Origin of the sequence: Pseudobacter ginsenosidimutans (assembly GCF_007970185.1) — a bacterium.
Taxonomy (GTDB): domain Bacteria; phylum Bacteroidota; class Bacteroidia; order Chitinophagales; family Chitinophagaceae; genus Pseudobacter; species Pseudobacter ginsenosidimutans.
Map to the genome: position 1 here is coordinate 5,769,010 of NZ_CP042431.1, position 15,154 is coordinate 5,784,163.

Consider the following 15,154-nt stretch of genomic DNA (forward strand, 5'->3'; position numbering starts at 1 on the left):
CTGTTATTGAAGGCTTTGATGTACTTTGATAAAACTTTCACTGTCCACCAGGTAATAAGCATTGGCTGCTATTTCCAGGCCATTGAGATCAGACAATACCTGAATCCATTCTTTATCTATCACGCCTGTTTTGATCTGCACAGGATTGAACACATTGTTCTCCCTGATGAAAACAACAGCCTGCTGTCCTTGCATCCAAACAGCTTCTTTGGGCAACCACCAGCTGTTCCTGTATACAACAGGCACAGAAGCAGTCAACAATTGACCAGCCTGAAACCCTTGCTGGTTCAGGTATACACGGGCCAGTGTAAAATTCTCGCCATTGCGGAATACTGGTTCTATCAACCCGATCTTACCGGAGAACATGTCTGTTTTGTTTGCATCTGACCAGAAGAGGATCGATTGTCCATTCCTGATCTTTGCAGCCATTGCAGGAGGAAAGGCAAACCCGGCCAGCAGTTGCTCCGATTGATAAATTGTAAAAATGCTTTGTCCGGCATTTACATATTGTCCTTCACGCAGCAACACAGGAGTTGCAGAGGGCGCGCTTACGCTACTATTAACAGGAACGCCCGTTCCTCCCATACCAGACATGCCATCACCGGCTGGCGCAGCAGTTTGCGGCACAGTCACAACCGGCGCAGCAGCCGTCTTCTCAAGAATATAGCCAGTTGCCGGACTGTACACAGGCACGCGGTATAAGATCTTTCCACTGCGCAGCACAGCAGTGATCTGTGCCGGCTGCATGCCTGCCAGTTGCAGCTTCTCTTTGGCCCGCTGCAACATGGCGTCATCGTTTGTACCTGCCAGGTAGAGCAGCTCCTGCTGAGCCGCTGCCAGATCGGGAGAGTAAAGCTCCATGATCAGTTCTCCTTTTTTTACCGGCTGATAATTGTATTTGATCAGCAATCTTTCAATCCTTCCGGATACACGGCTGCTGATACTGGTCTGATGCCTTGTATCATAGTTCACTATTCCATTTACTTCACTGGCGATAATCCGGCTTCCGGAAATTCCTTTCACTACTGGGATGGAGGCTATCACGCGCTGGTTTGCAGGTTGTGTGAGTTGCTTCACATCATTTCCAATGACTGTTTCCTTATGTCCGCCGCTATGCGCCGGCGCTGTTTTCTCTTTACAGGAAATGAAAAACAGCACAACTGCGATGACACTAACGATATAACTGTTTCTCATAATCAACTATCATTTCGTACAACTTTAATTTTTCGTCCAGCACATTCATCTGCATCATGGTCATGGCTTCCCAGGCGTCTATCACATTGCTGAGATTCATCTTGTTTTCCTGGTAGGAGAGGAAGTTCAGGTCCATGGTGCGTTGCAGTGCAGGAATGATCTTCTTTTCCATGCCTTCGATTCGTTGCTGCATGGTGTGCAGCTCATATTGCATACCATAGAGCATTCCTTGTGTTTCCTGCAGCATTGCAGCCCTTTCTTTTTCCATACCCTGTATGCTGAGCTGCATGGCCTTCACTTCATTCCTGTACATTTTTGCACTCCAGGGTGCAATGGGAATGCTCACCATACCCATGACGCTGTATGCCTGCGGCATCATCTTCGCCAGCGGGCTCATATGATCGAAGCGGATGCGGAAATCAGGTTTTCTGCCGAGCTTCATGCTTTCCACATTCAGTTGCATGCTCCGGATGCTCTCGTTCATTTTGAGGATATCTTTCCTTTGCAAAGCCAGAGAAGCCGTATCGTAACTGGCTGCGGGTGTGAATACGGGCTGGTAGGTGGTATCTATCTCGAACTGGCTGTTGCCTTCCGCATTCATCAGGCTGTTGAGCCAACTGCGCGCTTTGGCGATGGTGCCGTTTTGCATTTTTACCATATTCCTGTTTTCCTCTATTTTCGATTCCGCTTTATACACGTTGCCGGCCAGCGACTGATTGTAGGGATAGCGTACTTCTTCGATCTTCTTCATGGTAAGCATGATACTTTTATTCTCTTCCAGCACTTTTATCCTTTCCCTTGCAATGAGCCAGTTGAAATAAAGACGCCTTGCCTGCGCCTTCATTTCATTCAGCGTGATGGCACGGCTGGCCCTTTCCACCGCACCCTGCGAAGCGATGTATTGTTTCTTTGCGCGTTGTTTCGCCGGATTGGGAATGTCCTGTTCTATCTGCAACATCAGGTTGCCTTTGTCGCGGTCATCCATGAGCTTCTGCCCGGGATATGGCGTCATGAAAGTACCGAGCCCTACCATGGGCGCCATCCAGGCGGTGCTGGCCTCAGCGCTGTACCCATAGCTTTGTGCCTTCAGTTCGTAGGACTGCAACAGGATATTGTTCTGATCGATGCGTTTCAGAATACTGTCGAGACTCAGCACCGGCACTTGCCGGGCCTGCGTCATAGCAGGCAGCAACAACAATGCATATGCGAATATATTAGTGAGCCGTTTCATGTATTTCGAGTTTACCGTATTTGCGTAATTCATATTCTTTGGTCATGAGGAAGATGAGGGGCGTTACCAGCAGGATATGCGTGGAGCTGGTGAGCACGCCGCCGATCATCGGCAGAACGATCGGTTTCATTACATCTGTTCCAACGCCGGTTGCCCAGAGCACAGGTATGAGCCCGAACAGGGACACACAGACTGTCATCAGCTTCGGGCGTAATCTTCTGGCAGCTCCATAGATCACGTATTTCCTCAGATCCTCCTTAGTGATGCTGGCTGAAGAATTCCCTTTTTCCTTTACCAGTTGAGCCATGGCATCGTTGAGATAGATCACCATCACAATACCCGTTTCCACTGCAATGCCAAACAGGGCAATAAAACCTACGGCCACTGCCACTGATAAATTCACATCCCAGAACCAGATCATGTACGCGCCACCGATCAATGCAAAAGGCACGGTAATGAGGCTGAGAAAGGCTTCGCGCAATGAATGAAAAGCGAAGTAGAGGGAAAAGAAAATGATCAGCAATACTATGGGGGCAATCCAGAGCAGTGTCTGCTGGCCGCGGATCAGGTTTTCATATTGTCCGCTCCATTCAAGGAAATATCCCTGCGGCAAAATCCCTTTAGCGTTGTTCATTTTTTCTATGGCTTCCTTTACGGTACTGCCAAGGTCGCGGTCGCGAACATTGAAGAGCACTGCGCCACGCAGCATGGCATTCTCGGAGGTGATCATAGGCGGCCCATCTTCAAACACCACATCCGCCACAGCAGACAGCGGTACTTCACCCATAGAGGAAGACATCAGCGGTATGCGCTTGATGCGTTCGGGGCTATTCCTGTATTCCTGCGCCAGTCTAACGTTGATGGAGAAACGCTGACGTCCTTCAATGGTCTGCGCTACAGGAGCGCCGCCCAGTGTGGTTTCCACTGCCTGGTTCACATCGTCCACGGACAGGCCGTATCGCGCCAGTTGGTCGCGCTTCACATTGATGCTGAGATATTTTCCTCCGGTAACGGGTTCCACGTAGAGATCGGCTATGCCTGGTGTTCCCTCCAGCGATTGACGCACACGTTCAGAAACTGCTGCGATGGTATCGAGATTCTGACCGTACACTTTTACACCTACATCCGTTCTGATGCCGGTAGCCAGCATATTGATGCGGTTGATGATGGGCTGTGTCCACCCGTTCACAACTCCCGGTATCTGCAGCTTTGCATCCAGCTCGTTGATGATGTCTTTTTTGGTGATGCCTTCGCGCCACTTGACTTTCGGTTTTAGCATGATGATGGTCTCGATCATACTAATGGGAGAATTGTCCGTTGCAGTATTGGCGCGGCCTGCCTTGCCCAGCACTTTGTCTACTTCCGGTATGGTACGGATCAGTTTATCCTGCACCTGCAAAATTCGTTTTGCTTCACCGTTAGATACATCCGGCAATGTCACTGGCATGAAAAGGATACTCTGCTCATCCAGTGGCGGCATGAATTCGCTGCCGAGACTTTTGAGCAGGGGAATGGTGATCACCAGTGCGGCCAGGTTGATGGCCAGGGTAGTCTTTCTCCATTTCAACACCGTTTTGATGATGGGCTCATAGATCTTTTCCAGCACGCGGGTAACCGGGTTGGCGTTGTCCGGCCTGAATTTCCCTTTCATGAAAAAAGAGATGAGCACCGGCGCCAGCGTAATCACCAGAATGGCATCCACTATCATGATGAAGGTCTTGGTCCATGCCAGCGGATGGAAGAGTTTGCCTTCCTGTCCGGTCAGCATGAATACGGGGAGGAAGGAAGTGATGATGATCACGGTAGCGAAGAATACACCACGGCTCACCTGTTTACTGGCGTCTTCAACCACTTTCAGCCGCTCTTCCTCGGTGATCCATTTTTCCTTTTTTATCTTTTTGCTGAACCAGCTCATAATTGTTCATTTTTTTGTTTTTCCTGCCATATGGCATATCGTTCCGCAAGATGTTTGTAGGCGTTCTCGCTCATGATGATGCCATTGTCTACGATCACTCCGATGGCCAGTGCAATACCGGTAAGGCTCATGATATTTGAACTGATGCCAAATGCATTAAGCAGAATGAAACTGGCTGCGAGAGTAATGGGGATCTGGATGATAATACTGAGTGCGCTCCTCCAGTGGAACAGGAACACGATCACTACGATGGACACAACCAGCATTTCTTCCAGCAGCGTACGTTTGATGGACTCCACCGATTCCGTGATCAGTTCACCACGGTCATACACGATATCGAATTTCACTTTTTCGGGAAAGCCTTTCGCCACTTCTTTCATCTTCTCTTTCACACGGTCGATCACGGCAGCGGCATTCTCGCCATATCGCATCACCACGATGCCACCAACACGTTCACCTTCGCCATCCTGGTCGAAGATGCCAAGACGTGTTTCGCCCGTCATCTGAACCGTACCGATATCGGATACACGAACAGGTATACTGTTCTGATTCTTGACGGGAATATTGCCGATCTCTTCCATCGACTGCAAATAGCCGGAGGTTTTGATAATATAGCCGATATCGCTCAGTTCGAATTTCCGGCCTCCGGATTCATTGTTATTGGCGCGGATGGCATTCAATACTTCGTTCACAGATAAGCGATAGTAGAGGAGTTTATTGGGATCAAGCGTTACCTGGTATTGTTTCTGGAAGCCGCCGAAACTGGCGATCTCGCTTACTCCTTCAACATTTTGTAATGCGAATTTCACGTACCAGTCCTGCAGTGCCCTTTGTTCACCCAGGTCCATTTGCGGAGCGTCCAGGGTATACCAGAGGATATGCCCAACGCCGGTACCATCCGGCCCCAGCTGCGGTGTAACGCCGGTGGGCAGTGAGCGGGTAACGGTGCTGAGCCTTTCCAGTACGCGCTCGCGGGCCCAGTATACATCAACATCATCGTTAAAGATCACGTAGATGAAACTCATTCCGAACATGGAAGAGCCCCGCACATATTTGATTTTGGGAAGTCCCTGTAAATTGGTAACGAGGGGATAGGTGATCTGGTCTTCGATCAGTTGCGGTCCGCGTCCCATCCATTCTGTAAAAACGATCACCTGGTTTTCAGAAAGATCGGGAATGGCGTCCACCGGGTTTTTCTTCATGGCAAAGAATCCCCAGATAAACAGGATGGCGGCCAGCAACAGAACAATATAACGGTTCCTCAGAGACCATTCAATAATGCGATGTACCATACTGATAGATTTCAGTACAGCGCAACATGCAGACGGATGAACCATTAATGCATGATGCGTGTAAAATTGGAAAAGTGGAATAATGAAAAACTGGTCACAGCGCAGCAGGGCAGGAGAGAATGCTGCAAAATGCTGTACAAATCATTACCTGCCTGGGAGGCGGGTATCAAACACGGAAATTACAATGGAGAAGATGTAACTGAACGGAGTTGAACAGCGGTGGCGCATGCTTATCTGGAAGCACATGTTCGCTGCCGGATACAAATACGTCAGGGAGTTCAAAGTATGCAACGGGAAGTGCATGAAAGAAAGGTTGAACGAATTTGAACTGTACGTCACCGGCCTGCTGATGGTCTTTTTCCACTTTAAGCATCCGGTGCTCATCCTTGCAGCAGTTCTTCATGCATGGCTTTACAGTCTTCTTCGGAGCCTTACAACCATTGCATGATTTATTTTCCTTTTCGCCCAGCTGGATATCCACCAGCTCCCCCTTGCAGTAATGCAGGTGTACCGTGGCCCCTGCAGAGCTGCCCAGGTAAATGAAAGCCAGTATGAAAACCAGGAATTGTTTCATGCAACACAAAAATAGGGAGCTGCCCAAAGAAGCTGTTACATAATTATGGAGAAGTTTTCAGAATTGTGGAATAAAGGAAAACGGATCAATGGATACCCCTGCGTTCGTTCAGCCATTTCTGGAGCCATTGTATCTCGGCTTCCTGGTCTGTTTTGATCATGCCGGCCATCTTTTTGATAGCAGGATCTGCACCATGCCCAATCACCAGGTCGGCCATTTCGATGGCGGCCTGGTGGTGGTGCACCATCAGCGTGGCGAAATCCTGGTCAGGATCGCCTGTGAGGTTTTCCTGTTCTGCAAGAAGGTCCATATTGTCCATCACTTTTTTCATTTCCGTATTGAAGCCGGCATGCTCTGTATGCGGCATAGGACGGTGGTTATTGAGGAATAACTGCAGGGCGGCAATCTCTTCTTTCTGTTTTTGCATCATCGTTTTCACCATTTCGGCCATCGCCGGATCTCCATTATGTTCCAAAACCAGGTTCCCCATATTGAGTGCTCCAGCATGATGAAGCTGCATCATCCGGGCAAAATGATTATCCGGATCACCGTGTAAAGAGGCATTGCTCATTTCCTGCATCATCGCATGCATGGCCTCCATCATTTTATTGTCGTGCTGTACAGGCGTTTTCATAAAGCATACCTTTACTTCAACAGCCTAAAATATCATACCAGCCTTTTCTAAGCCGGGCAGTGGAATAGCATCTACAATCAATCAGGGTTCTTTCGAAAGGGTTAACAGTTCTGTTGTACATTTTTTTGTAAATTCAATACACCCTCCGAAAACTACGGTCCTTCACTTCTTCCATCTATCATTAAATCGCCTCACATGAAACGTCTGTTCCTGTTGATCTGGTTCGCAGCAGGTTGTACGCTGCCATCTTCATCCTGCTCTGAACAAAAAGGAAGCAATTCCATTCAGCTTACAGGCAGTACTCCCGGTGATGCAGCAGTCAAAACCTTCATGGGCATCGATACTGCCACCAGTATCGATTTCATGCGATGGGACCTTCAGTTGCTTTCCAACAATACAGAGGCAGGAAGCTTTGTACTGAATTTGCATTATGGTCTGAGCAAGCCCAACACGCAGGATTTCATCGATGGAGGAAAAAAGAGAAAAATAGAAGGCCGGTATGAGAACAAAGGATCGTTCATTCACTTCACCGGCAAAGAGGCAAAGTTCTCACTGCAGCGGATCGACACCAATGTTTATCATCTCTTAAATGCAAACCAGGTTTTGATGCAGGGCAATGCAGGATGGAGTTACAGTCTCAGCAGGATCCACCCTTTGACCACCGGCTCTTCCACAAGCATTCATTCTGCTTTTCTCAGGGAAGACACCGCTACTACCATTGAGTTCACAGGAAGAACACCCTGCCAGGTGATTGCGCAACAAATGAACTGGAAGGTGAGCAAAGAATGCTGGAAGATGAAATGGATACTCACCCTGAAGCGTGATGCAACAACACTCGAACCTGCCGGGTTCATCATGCGCCAGACAAATATTTCAGGGGAGCGCATTCAGGGAAAATGGAAAATCGATAAAACAGAACAAGGGAATATCCTTGCATTAAGGATGAAGGATACCGGGCAGGAACTCAACCTGCTCATAGGTAGTGACAATGTGCTATTCATCCTCAACAAACAAATGAGACCATTGCCCGGCAATAGTGAATTCAGCTTCACGCTTAACAGGGATTGAATACACAACAAAAAATTGCCTCACCGGAAACCAGTGAGGCAATCAGTATCAACAATGCATTTATTGTCCCTGATGCTTTTTCACAGCCGGCGCCACTTTGGTGCCCAGCAGTTCGATGGCATGCATCACCTGTTTATGCGGCAATGTGCCTACACTGATATGCAGGAGGAAACGCGTAAGTCCAAACAATTCATGATAGTGCAGGATCTTATCCGTCACCTCATTGGGATCGCCTACCAGCAGTGCGCCTTTTTTAGAACGTAATGCCTGGTATTGTTGCGGGCTCATGGGAGGCCATCCGCGTTCCTTTCCGAGCTGCGTCATCACATGCTGGTAAGGAGGATAGAATTCCAGCGCAGCCTGGTCGGAACTATCGGCTATATATCCATGTGAGTGAACACCGATCTGCATTTTTGCAGGATCATGTCCGGCTTTCGCGTATTCTTCCTTATACAATTTCACCAGGGGCACAAAATGATCAGGACTTCCGCCGATAATGGCCAATGCCAGTGGCAGTCCATATTTCGCGGCACGGATCACAGATTGGGGAGTGCCGCCCACTGCCACCCAAACAGGCAGTTCCTGCTGGAAAGGACGCGGGTAAATGCCCAGGTTACGGATAGCTGGACGGTGTTTACCCTGCCAGTTGATCTTTTCCGATTTGGTGAGCTGGATCAGTAATTCCAGTTTTTCTGCAAAGAGCTCATCATAATCGTCCAGGTTATAACCGAAGAGGGGAAAGGATTCGATGAAAGAACCGCGGCCAGCCATGATCTCTGCACGGCCTTCAGAGAGCAGGTCAAGCGTTGCAAAATCCTGGAACACACGTACAGGATCATCCGAACTGAGCACAGTGACTGCGCTGCTCAGTTTTATCTTTTTTGTTTTCGCTGCAATGGCAGCCAGGATCACGGCAGGAGAAGAGGCAACAAAATCCGGTCGATGGTGTTCGCCTACTGCAAAAACATCCAGCCCCACCTGTTCAAGCAGCACGGCTTCTTCCAGCAGATCGGCCAGCCTTTGCTGTGGTGAAATGGTAATGCCTGTAGACGGATCGGGAGTGCGCTCAACGAAAGTACTGATGCCTATTTCCATAATTCGTGATTTTGTACAGAGGTAACAAAATCCAATTGGTAATTGTTCAAACATTAAAATGTGGGGGCAAGGCAAAAATATTCCATAATTTTACTTAACTCCCTCTCTTCTCCATCCAGCCTGAAGTTCCCCGCGTTTCACCAATCAGTTTTCCATGAAAGGGATCACAATCATCAGCTTCCTGCTGCTGATAACAGCGGAGGTGCTGGCTCAGGGGCAGGCGGATACAAGTAAAGGGAAAGGGTTTTCGAGAAGCGATATAGAAAGCGGCTTGTATGCCGGGCAATAAAACCGGCTTCCAGCCATACGCCATCACCGTTCCATTCTTATACGAGACCAATACGGTATTCAGCGTTAAGCAAAGCAGGTTCACATTCACCGCCTATGGCATTTCGGATAGGCAGAACCGGCAGTTGAAAGCCAGTATAGAAATCGATTTTGCCAACAGCGCCACTTATGCGCCACGCCTTCAACATGCCTATATCCAGCATGGTAAATGGCTGTTCGGGCAAACCTGGGCCAATTTCATGGACGATAATATCTGGCCCAACGTAATGGACGCACAGGGGTCACAAGCCAGCTATCCAACCCAAAGCGCCCGTATGTTTTATCAGCCGGTTTTTCATACCCCGCTCCCCGCATCCGGTTTATTTTTCTATTTTTACAATTGCCCATGCCCGCTGAAATGCTACATACCAGTCAGGAATTGCTAAACCGTATTGCTGCAGGTGACCAGGAAGCTTTCGCTGCCCTGCACCATCAATATTGGGATGAATGTTATGGGCTGGCGCTGGCCTTTCTGAAATCTCCTGATCAGGCCGAGGATGTAGTACAGGATGTATTCATGAAGCTTTGGGTGAAGCGGAGCAGTCTTCCCGCCATCAATGATTTTACTCCTTATTTTATGGTGATGGTCCGTAATGAGATCATCAATTATCTCCGTCAACTGGCCCAGCGGCAGAAGAAACATGCGCAATATGTTTCAGACAACAGCGTCAATCTTCAGCAGTTCTTTGCTGTTTCCGATGAAGACACTGCCGCAGTTATCAGGAAAGCGCTGGGAGAATTGACAGATAGACAGCAACAGATCTTCTCCTTAAGCCGCGATGCAGGCCTCTCTCACGAAGAGATCGCTGAGCAGCTCGGCCTCTCCAAAAAAACCGTATCCAACACCATTACCCAGGTCCTCAACCATCTCCGGATAACCCTTTACCAACACGGCCTTATGGCCTGGCTGGCATGGGTGGTCCTGAAGCAGTAAAAACTTTTTTCAAAAAAAATAGAAAAACAGACGGGTGTACCTGCCTGTTTTTACGTGGTAGCTTACATACAGGCTGAATAATCAACCTATGAACCATCATTCAACATCTTTTCTGAACTTACTTACAGGTTATCTCACTGACGGGCTCAGTGCAGATGAGCATGCAGATTTCATACAGCAATTGCAGGAACCAGGCAATCAGCTATTGCTGGAGCAGGCCATCGATTCGCTCGCCGCTGAAAAAGCCTTCAATGGTGCAGGCAATGCAGCCCTGAAAGCGCGTAGCCTTCAACGGTTGTTACAGCAGATCGATACACTTCCGGAGAATCAGGAAACACCTGTGAGACCGATACAAGAAAGATGGATCGCGGCTGCAGCCATCGCCGTGATGATTGCGGCAGGCGCCTGGTTATGGTTCAGCAATCAGCCAGCGGATAATAAAGGAGCTACCATCACGGCCTCGAAAGCAGGCAACGACCTGGAGCCCGGTAAGGACGGCGCCATCCTGGTACTGGCCGATGGCAGGAAAGTATTGCTGGACAGTATGCCCAATGGAACAGTAGCGCAGGAAAAAGGAGCGGAGCTCACACTAAACAACGGCACCCTGCAATACAACGTAAAAGATTTGCCTGTAGCTGCTCAGGGTTTCAATACCGTAAGCACGCCCAGAGGCCGGCAGATTCAGCTTAACTTGCCAGATGGTACACGCGCCTGGCTGAATGCAGGTTCTTCATTGCATTTTCCCACCGCTTTCAGTGGCGTAGATAGAAAAGTGGAAATGACGGGAGAAGTGTTCTTCGAAGTGACGCAGGATGCTGCCCATCCGTTTATTGTAAAAATGAACAACAGCACCAGCGTGGAAGTATTGGGCACTTCCTTCAACGTAAATGCCTATGCGAATGAACCTGCCATCAGCACCACCCTGGCGGAAGGAGCGGTAAAGATGATGCACGGCCAGCAGGTCATCACTCTGAAGCCTGGCCAGCAGGGCTTTACAGCCGATGCAGCCCTGAAGATGAAAGAAGTGGATGTATCTGAAGTAACCGCCTGGAAAGACGGCCGCTTCGAGCTCTACGGGAATATCAAAGACATTATGCGCCAATTGCAGCGCTGGTACAATATCAACGAAGTGGATTACCAGGGCGGTACTGAGAACCGTATGCTGGTAGCCACCATTGCCAGATCGAAAAAACTCTCGGAAGTTCTTGCTATCCTGGAAAAAACAGGAACGGTGAATTTCAGTATCGAAGGAGAGAAAGTTATCGTTAAGCCTTAATCTTTCATTGGAGCAATAAAAAACCGGAAGTGTTGGAGCCACTCCCGGCGAGTATTGAGTTACCAATTCAATTTGTTGGAATTGAGACCAGCAGGCTTTTAAAGGCTTGCCGGAACTGTATTGTATAACCCAAAACTGTACAAAAGTATGTATTTAACTGCTTATTGTAAAGCCGCAAAAAGAAGGCAGCGGCTCTTACAATCCAAAACGGTTCTGATCATGAAGTTTACTGCGATCTTATTACTCAGTGCTTGTCTGCAGGTATCTGCCAACGGATATTCGCAACAGGTGACCATGAAAATGCGCAACGCATCCCTGAAGGAAGTGATCAGCGCATTTAAGAAACAAACGGGCTACTTCTTTGTGTACGACCTGCAACTGATTCGCCAACAACCCACACTGGACGTTGATTTCAGGAACACCAGGCTCACGGAGGCACTGAATACCTGCTTCCATTCACTGCCGCTGGAATATGAGATCACTGAAAAAACAGTGATCATCCGTCCACGCAGGCTCATCATCAATCCCGCTTTATCCATTTCCGAAAACAAGAATATTTCCGTTAAGGGAAAAATAGTGGATGATTCCGGCAAACCGGTGGAAGGTGCAACCATTACACTCAAGGGTGCTAAAAAAGGAACAGCATCCAATGTTCAGGGGATCTTCTCGCTGAACGATATTCCCGGAGACGGTGTACTGATCATTTCAAGCATTGGGTTCGAAAAGAAGGAAGTGAAGATCAATGGTCGTGCAGACATTGGAACTATTACCCTTCGCGCAGCGGCCGATAATATCGATGAAGTAGTGGTCACCACTGGTCTCTTCAAACGTCCTGTTGAAAATTTCACCGGCGTGGCTACTACCGTTTCCGGCGATCAGCTCCGCAACGTGAATGCCATGAGCGTTTTCGATGCTTTAAAGGTATTCGATCCCGCCATGCGTGTGCCGGACAACCTGCAGTTCGGTTCTGATCCCAACCGCCTGCCACAGCTAAGCCTCCGCGGTACCAACAATTTTCCTATCCAGGGAGATGCAGGTATCCCCGCATCCGGCGCCGATTTCACCGCCGCCTGGCAAAGCAATCCCAGCATGCCGCTCTTCATCCTGGACGGATTTGAAGTGAGCCTGCAAAAGATCTATGACCTCGATATCAACCGTATTGCTCAGATGACCATCCTCAAAGATGCTGTTGCCACTTCGGCTTATGGTTCACGTGCCGCCAATGGAGTGATTGTAGTGGAAACAAAACAACCACAACCAGGCAAGCTCACTGTTACCTACAGCAACAATATACAGATAACCGGACCTGATCTTACGTCGTACAAACTGCTTGATGCCCGCAGCAAACTGGAAGCGGAAAAGATAGGAGGGCTGTACACTGCCGGCGTAAACAAACCCGAATATCAGCTTCACTGGGACCAGTTGTATGCAGAAAGAAGAGCAGCAGTAGAAAGAGGCACCAATACCTACTGGCTTTCGCAGCCATTGCAAACAGGGGTTGGACAAAAACATTCGATCTATGCAGAAGGCGGCGATTCACATATCCGTTATGGTGTGAGCTTCGGTTACACCAGTAACAAAGGAGTGATGAAGGGATCCAACCGAGACACGTATGAAGGCGGCATGAACCTCAGCTATCGCAAGGGAAATATCCTAGTGCGTAACCAGCTAACGGTAACGGGCAATCGCGCCAACAATTCACCCTGGGGAGATTTCGCCACCTATACCAAACTCAACTCATACTGGAGCCCTTACGATGCCGACGGCAATGTACAGAAGGTTCTGGAAGAGCTTACCGTTCCCGGGTATGCAGGCATTACCACAGTGGCCAATCCGATGTACGATGCCACACTGGGTACCACCAATCGCTCCAAATATTTTGGTTTCAACAACAATACCTACCTGGAATACAGGTTCCGCGGAGGTCTCCGCCTTACCGGCAAGCTCGGCCTTACACAACAACAGGACCAGGGTGATATCTTCCTCCCGGCAGACCATACCAGCTTTGTGAGTATCACGGATTTCAATTCAACTGAATACCTCAACAGGGGATCCTATACACGTAACAACAGCAACTTCTTCAACTATGAAGCAAGCCTGGTGCTGGACTACAGCAAGAACTTCGGCAAAAGCCTCTTCTTTGCAACGCTTGGTTCCTCTGCTGCGCAACAGAACAGCAATGCCACTGCCGTGGTAGTAAGAGGATTTCCCAACAATACTTTCGACGAGATCTATTTCGGCAGGGAATATCTCCCCAACAGCCGCCCCACCGGCCAAAGCAATATCATCCGCCGGATGAGTACGTTCTCCAGTGTGAACTACACTTATGACCGTCGTTACCTGATGGACTTCTCACTGAACATGGATGGTTCGTCCCAGTTTGGATCGGATAACCGAATGGCGCCTTTCTGGGCTCTGGGCCTTGGCTGGAACCTACACGAAGAATCCTTCATGCAGCACCTGGTGAAAAGCAGGCTGGTGAACAGGTTCAAACTCCGTGCAGGCCTGGGAACCACCGGTAGTCAGCAATACCCGCCATCCATGGCTAAAAGCACTTATTCCTACAATACCACGCAGGAATATCTCGGTATGTTCGGCGCCAGCCTGATCACTTACGGAAACGAAGCGCTCAAATGGCAACAAACACTGAAGCAGAACATCGGTGCCGATATCACTATGTGGAATGAAAGGATCGTGCTTCGTCTGGATGCCTACCGTGAAACCACAAACGATTTGTTACTGGACATTACCACACCGCCCTCACTCGGCGTGAGCGCCTACAAGGAGAATATCGGAAAGCTGCTCAACACAGGGGTAGAAGGCACCCTCACGGCTTTCATTATCAAGAAAGACAAACAATCCATCTTCTGGAATGTAATGGTGAACGCCATTCACAACAAAAATGAGATCAAAGAGATCTCCAACTCACTGAGAACAATGAACGAAAAGAATGATGCCACTACCGGAACACTGCAAACCAGGCCACAGCTCCGTTTTGAAGAAGGGCAAAGTGTGAATGCCATCTGGGCTGTTCGTTCTGCCGGCATCGATCCCAGCAATGGTAAAGAAGTATACATCACCAGGAGCGGAGAACTCACCTATAACTGGAATGCCGCAGACAAAGTGATCGTAGGTGATGCACTGGCCAACATCAGCGGCAACCTGGGCACACAGTTCAGTTACAAAGGACTTCAGCTTAGTGTGTATGGCAGCTACCAGCTCGGTGGAAAACTGTACAACCAAACCCTGGCAGACCGGGTAGAGAATGCAGATATCAGGTACAATGTTGATGAACGCGTATTACTGGGCAGATGGATCAACCCGGGAGATGTTACCTTCTTCAAAGGGCTCAGGGATATTAATGGCAACACCGTAAGTACTGCCACCAATGCCACATCGCGTTTTGTGCAAACCAATAATTTCCTGGACCTGGAAAGCATCTCTCTTTCCTATATCATCCCCAACAGGATCACAGCTAAATGGAGTCTGCAGAACACGCGCGTGGGCTTCCAGGTGAATAACCTGGCCCGGGTCAGTTCCATCCAGGTGGAGCGCGGCCTCTCTTATCCCTTCGCCAGGAATTTCACTTTCAATTTGACCACTGCTTTCTAAAA

General features: G+C 48.9%; 13 protein-coding genes. 6 read left to right on the forward strand and 7 right to left on the reverse strand.

The window, feature by feature from the left end; all coding sequences use genetic code 11:
- Window positions 1-3 precede the first annotated feature (3 nt).
- The 6 genes from FSB84_RS22740 to FSB84_RS22765 form a co-directional block, all read right to left on the reverse strand.
- Window positions 4-1,194 (reverse strand): efflux RND transporter periplasmic adaptor subunit, encoded by a 1,191-nt coding sequence (locus tag FSB84_RS22740; protein ID WP_130540158.1) that lies wholly within the window; start codon window positions 1,192-1,194, stop codon window positions 4-6.
- Window positions 1,172-2,425 (reverse strand): TolC family protein, encoded by a 1,254-nt coding sequence (locus FSB84_RS22745; RefSeq protein WP_207234213.1) that lies wholly within the window; start codon window positions 2,423-2,425, stop codon window positions 1,172-1,174. Before FSB84_RS22745 ends, FSB84_RS22740 begins: the two co-directional genes overlap by 23 nt.
- On the reverse strand, window positions 2,409-4,340 hold the full coding sequence (locus FSB84_RS31495) for an efflux RND transporter permease subunit (RefSeq protein WP_130540160.1): 1,932 nt from the start codon (window positions 4,338-4,340) through the stop codon (window positions 2,409-2,411). Before FSB84_RS31495 ends, FSB84_RS22745 begins: the two co-directional genes overlap by 17 nt.
- The gene (locus FSB84_RS31500; protein ID WP_130540161.1) at window positions 4,337-5,632 is read right to left on the reverse strand and encodes an efflux RND transporter permease subunit; all 1,296 of its coding nucleotides are present in this window, start codon (window positions 5,630-5,632) and stop codon (window positions 4,337-4,339) included. The genes FSB84_RS31495 and FSB84_RS31500 overlap by 4 nt, the downstream gene beginning before the upstream one ends.
- A 166-nt stretch (window positions 5,633-5,798) precedes the next feature.
- Window positions 5,799-6,206 carry an HYC_CC_PP family protein gene (locus FSB84_RS22760; RefSeq protein ID WP_130540162.1) on the reverse strand — a complete coding sequence of 136 codons (408 nt, stop codon included), beginning with the start codon at window positions 6,204-6,206 and terminating at the stop codon, window positions 5,799-5,801.
- An 85-nt stretch (window positions 6,207-6,291) separates the two neighbouring features.
- Window positions 6,292-6,840: a DUF305 domain-containing protein gene (locus FSB84_RS22765; RefSeq protein WP_130540163.1), complete on the reverse strand. Its 549-nt coding sequence runs from the start codon at window positions 6,838-6,840 to the stop codon at window positions 6,292-6,294.
- A 195-nt stretch (window positions 6,841-7,035) separates the two neighbouring features.
- Between FSB84_RS22765 and FSB84_RS22770 the strand changes: the two genes are divergently transcribed.
- A complete protein-coding gene (locus tag FSB84_RS22770) occupies window positions 7,036-7,908 on the forward strand; it encodes a hypothetical protein (RefSeq protein WP_130540164.1) in 873 nt (290 codons plus the stop codon).
- 60 nt (window positions 7,909-7,968) lie between these two features.
- Here FSB84_RS22770 and FSB84_RS22775 read toward each other — a convergent pair whose 3' ends face one another.
- Entirely contained in the window at window positions 7,969-9,003 is a 1,035-nt protein-coding gene (locus tag FSB84_RS22775) for an LLM class flavin-dependent oxidoreductase (protein ID WP_130540165.1), read from the reverse strand.
- Between the two features lie 154 nt (window positions 9,004-9,157).
- Between FSB84_RS22775 and FSB84_RS31505 the strand changes: the two genes are divergently transcribed.
- From FSB84_RS31505 to FSB84_RS22795, 5 genes are all read left to right on the forward strand, one after another.
- Window positions 9,158-9,292 (forward strand): hypothetical protein, encoded by a 135-nt coding sequence (locus tag FSB84_RS31505; protein WP_262713768.1) that lies wholly within the window; start codon window positions 9,158-9,160, stop codon window positions 9,290-9,292.
- Entirely contained in the window at window positions 9,279-9,716 is a 438-nt protein-coding gene (locus FSB84_RS22780) for a hypothetical protein (protein WP_130540166.1), read from the forward strand. The genes FSB84_RS31505 and FSB84_RS22780 overlap by 14 nt, the downstream gene beginning before the upstream one ends.
- Window positions 9,689-10,264, forward strand: coding sequence for an RNA polymerase sigma factor (locus FSB84_RS22785; RefSeq protein ID WP_158644070.1), 576 nt, complete (start codon window positions 9,689-9,691; stop codon window positions 10,262-10,264). Before FSB84_RS22780 ends, FSB84_RS22785 begins: the two co-directional genes overlap by 28 nt.
- Window positions 10,265-10,352: 88 nt before the next feature.
- On the forward strand, window positions 10,353-11,540 hold the full coding sequence (locus FSB84_RS22790) for a FecR family protein (protein WP_130540168.1): 1,188 nt from the start codon (window positions 10,353-10,355) through the stop codon (window positions 11,538-11,540).
- 219 nt (window positions 11,541-11,759) lie between these two features.
- On the forward strand, window positions 11,760-15,152 hold the full coding sequence (locus FSB84_RS22795) for a SusC/RagA family TonB-linked outer membrane protein (protein WP_130540169.1): 3,393 nt from the start codon (window positions 11,760-11,762) through the stop codon (window positions 15,150-15,152).
- Window positions 15,153-15,154 lie beyond the last annotated feature (2 nt).

Excerpts from the sequence above, each read along its gene's own strand:
- FSB84_RS22765 (WP_130540163.1), bottom strand. The coding sequence starts at position 6,840 with ATGAAAACGCCTGTACAGCACGACAATAAAATGATGGAGGCCATGCAT.
- FSB84_RS31505 (WP_262713768.1), top strand. The coding sequence starts at position 9,158 with ATGAAAGGGATCACAATCATCAGCTTCCTGCTGCTGATAACAGCGGAG.
- FSB84_RS22775 (WP_130540165.1), bottom strand. The coding sequence starts at position 9,003 with ATGGAAATAGGCATCAGTACTTTCGTTGAGCGCACTCCCGATCCGTCT.
- FSB84_RS22790 (WP_130540168.1), top strand. The coding sequence starts at position 10,353 with ATGAACCATCATTCAACATCTTTTCTGAACTTACTTACAGGTTATCTC.
- FSB84_RS31495 (WP_130540160.1), bottom strand. The coding sequence starts at position 4,340 with ATGAGCTGGTTCAGCAAAAAGATAAAAAAGGAAAAATGGATCACCGAG.
- FSB84_RS22795 (WP_130540169.1), top strand. The coding sequence starts at position 11,760 with ATGAAGTTTACTGCGATCTTATTACTCAGTGCTTGTCTGCAGGTATCT.
- FSB84_RS22780 (WP_130540166.1), top strand. The coding sequence starts at position 9,279 with ATGCCGGGCAATAAAACCGGCTTCCAGCCATACGCCATCACCGTTCCA.
- FSB84_RS22745 (WP_207234213.1), bottom strand. The coding sequence starts at position 2,425 with ATGAAACGGCTCACTAATATATTCGCATATGCATTGTTGTTGCTGCCT.
- FSB84_RS22760 (WP_130540162.1), bottom strand. The coding sequence starts at position 6,206 with ATGAAACAATTCCTGGTTTTCATACTGGCTTTCATTTACCTGGGCAGC.
- FSB84_RS22770 (WP_130540164.1), top strand. The coding sequence starts at position 7,036 with ATGAAACGTCTGTTCCTGTTGATCTGGTTCGCAGCAGGTTGTACGCTG.
- FSB84_RS22740 (WP_130540158.1), bottom strand. The coding sequence starts at position 1,194 with ATGAGAAACAGTTATATCGTTAGTGTCATCGCAGTTGTGCTGTTTTTC.
- FSB84_RS22785 (WP_158644070.1), top strand. The coding sequence starts at position 9,689 with ATGCTACATACCAGTCAGGAATTGCTAAACCGTATTGCTGCAGGTGAC.
- FSB84_RS31500 (WP_130540161.1), bottom strand. The coding sequence starts at position 5,632 with ATGGTACATCGCATTATTGAATGGTCTCTGAGGAACCGTTATATTGTT.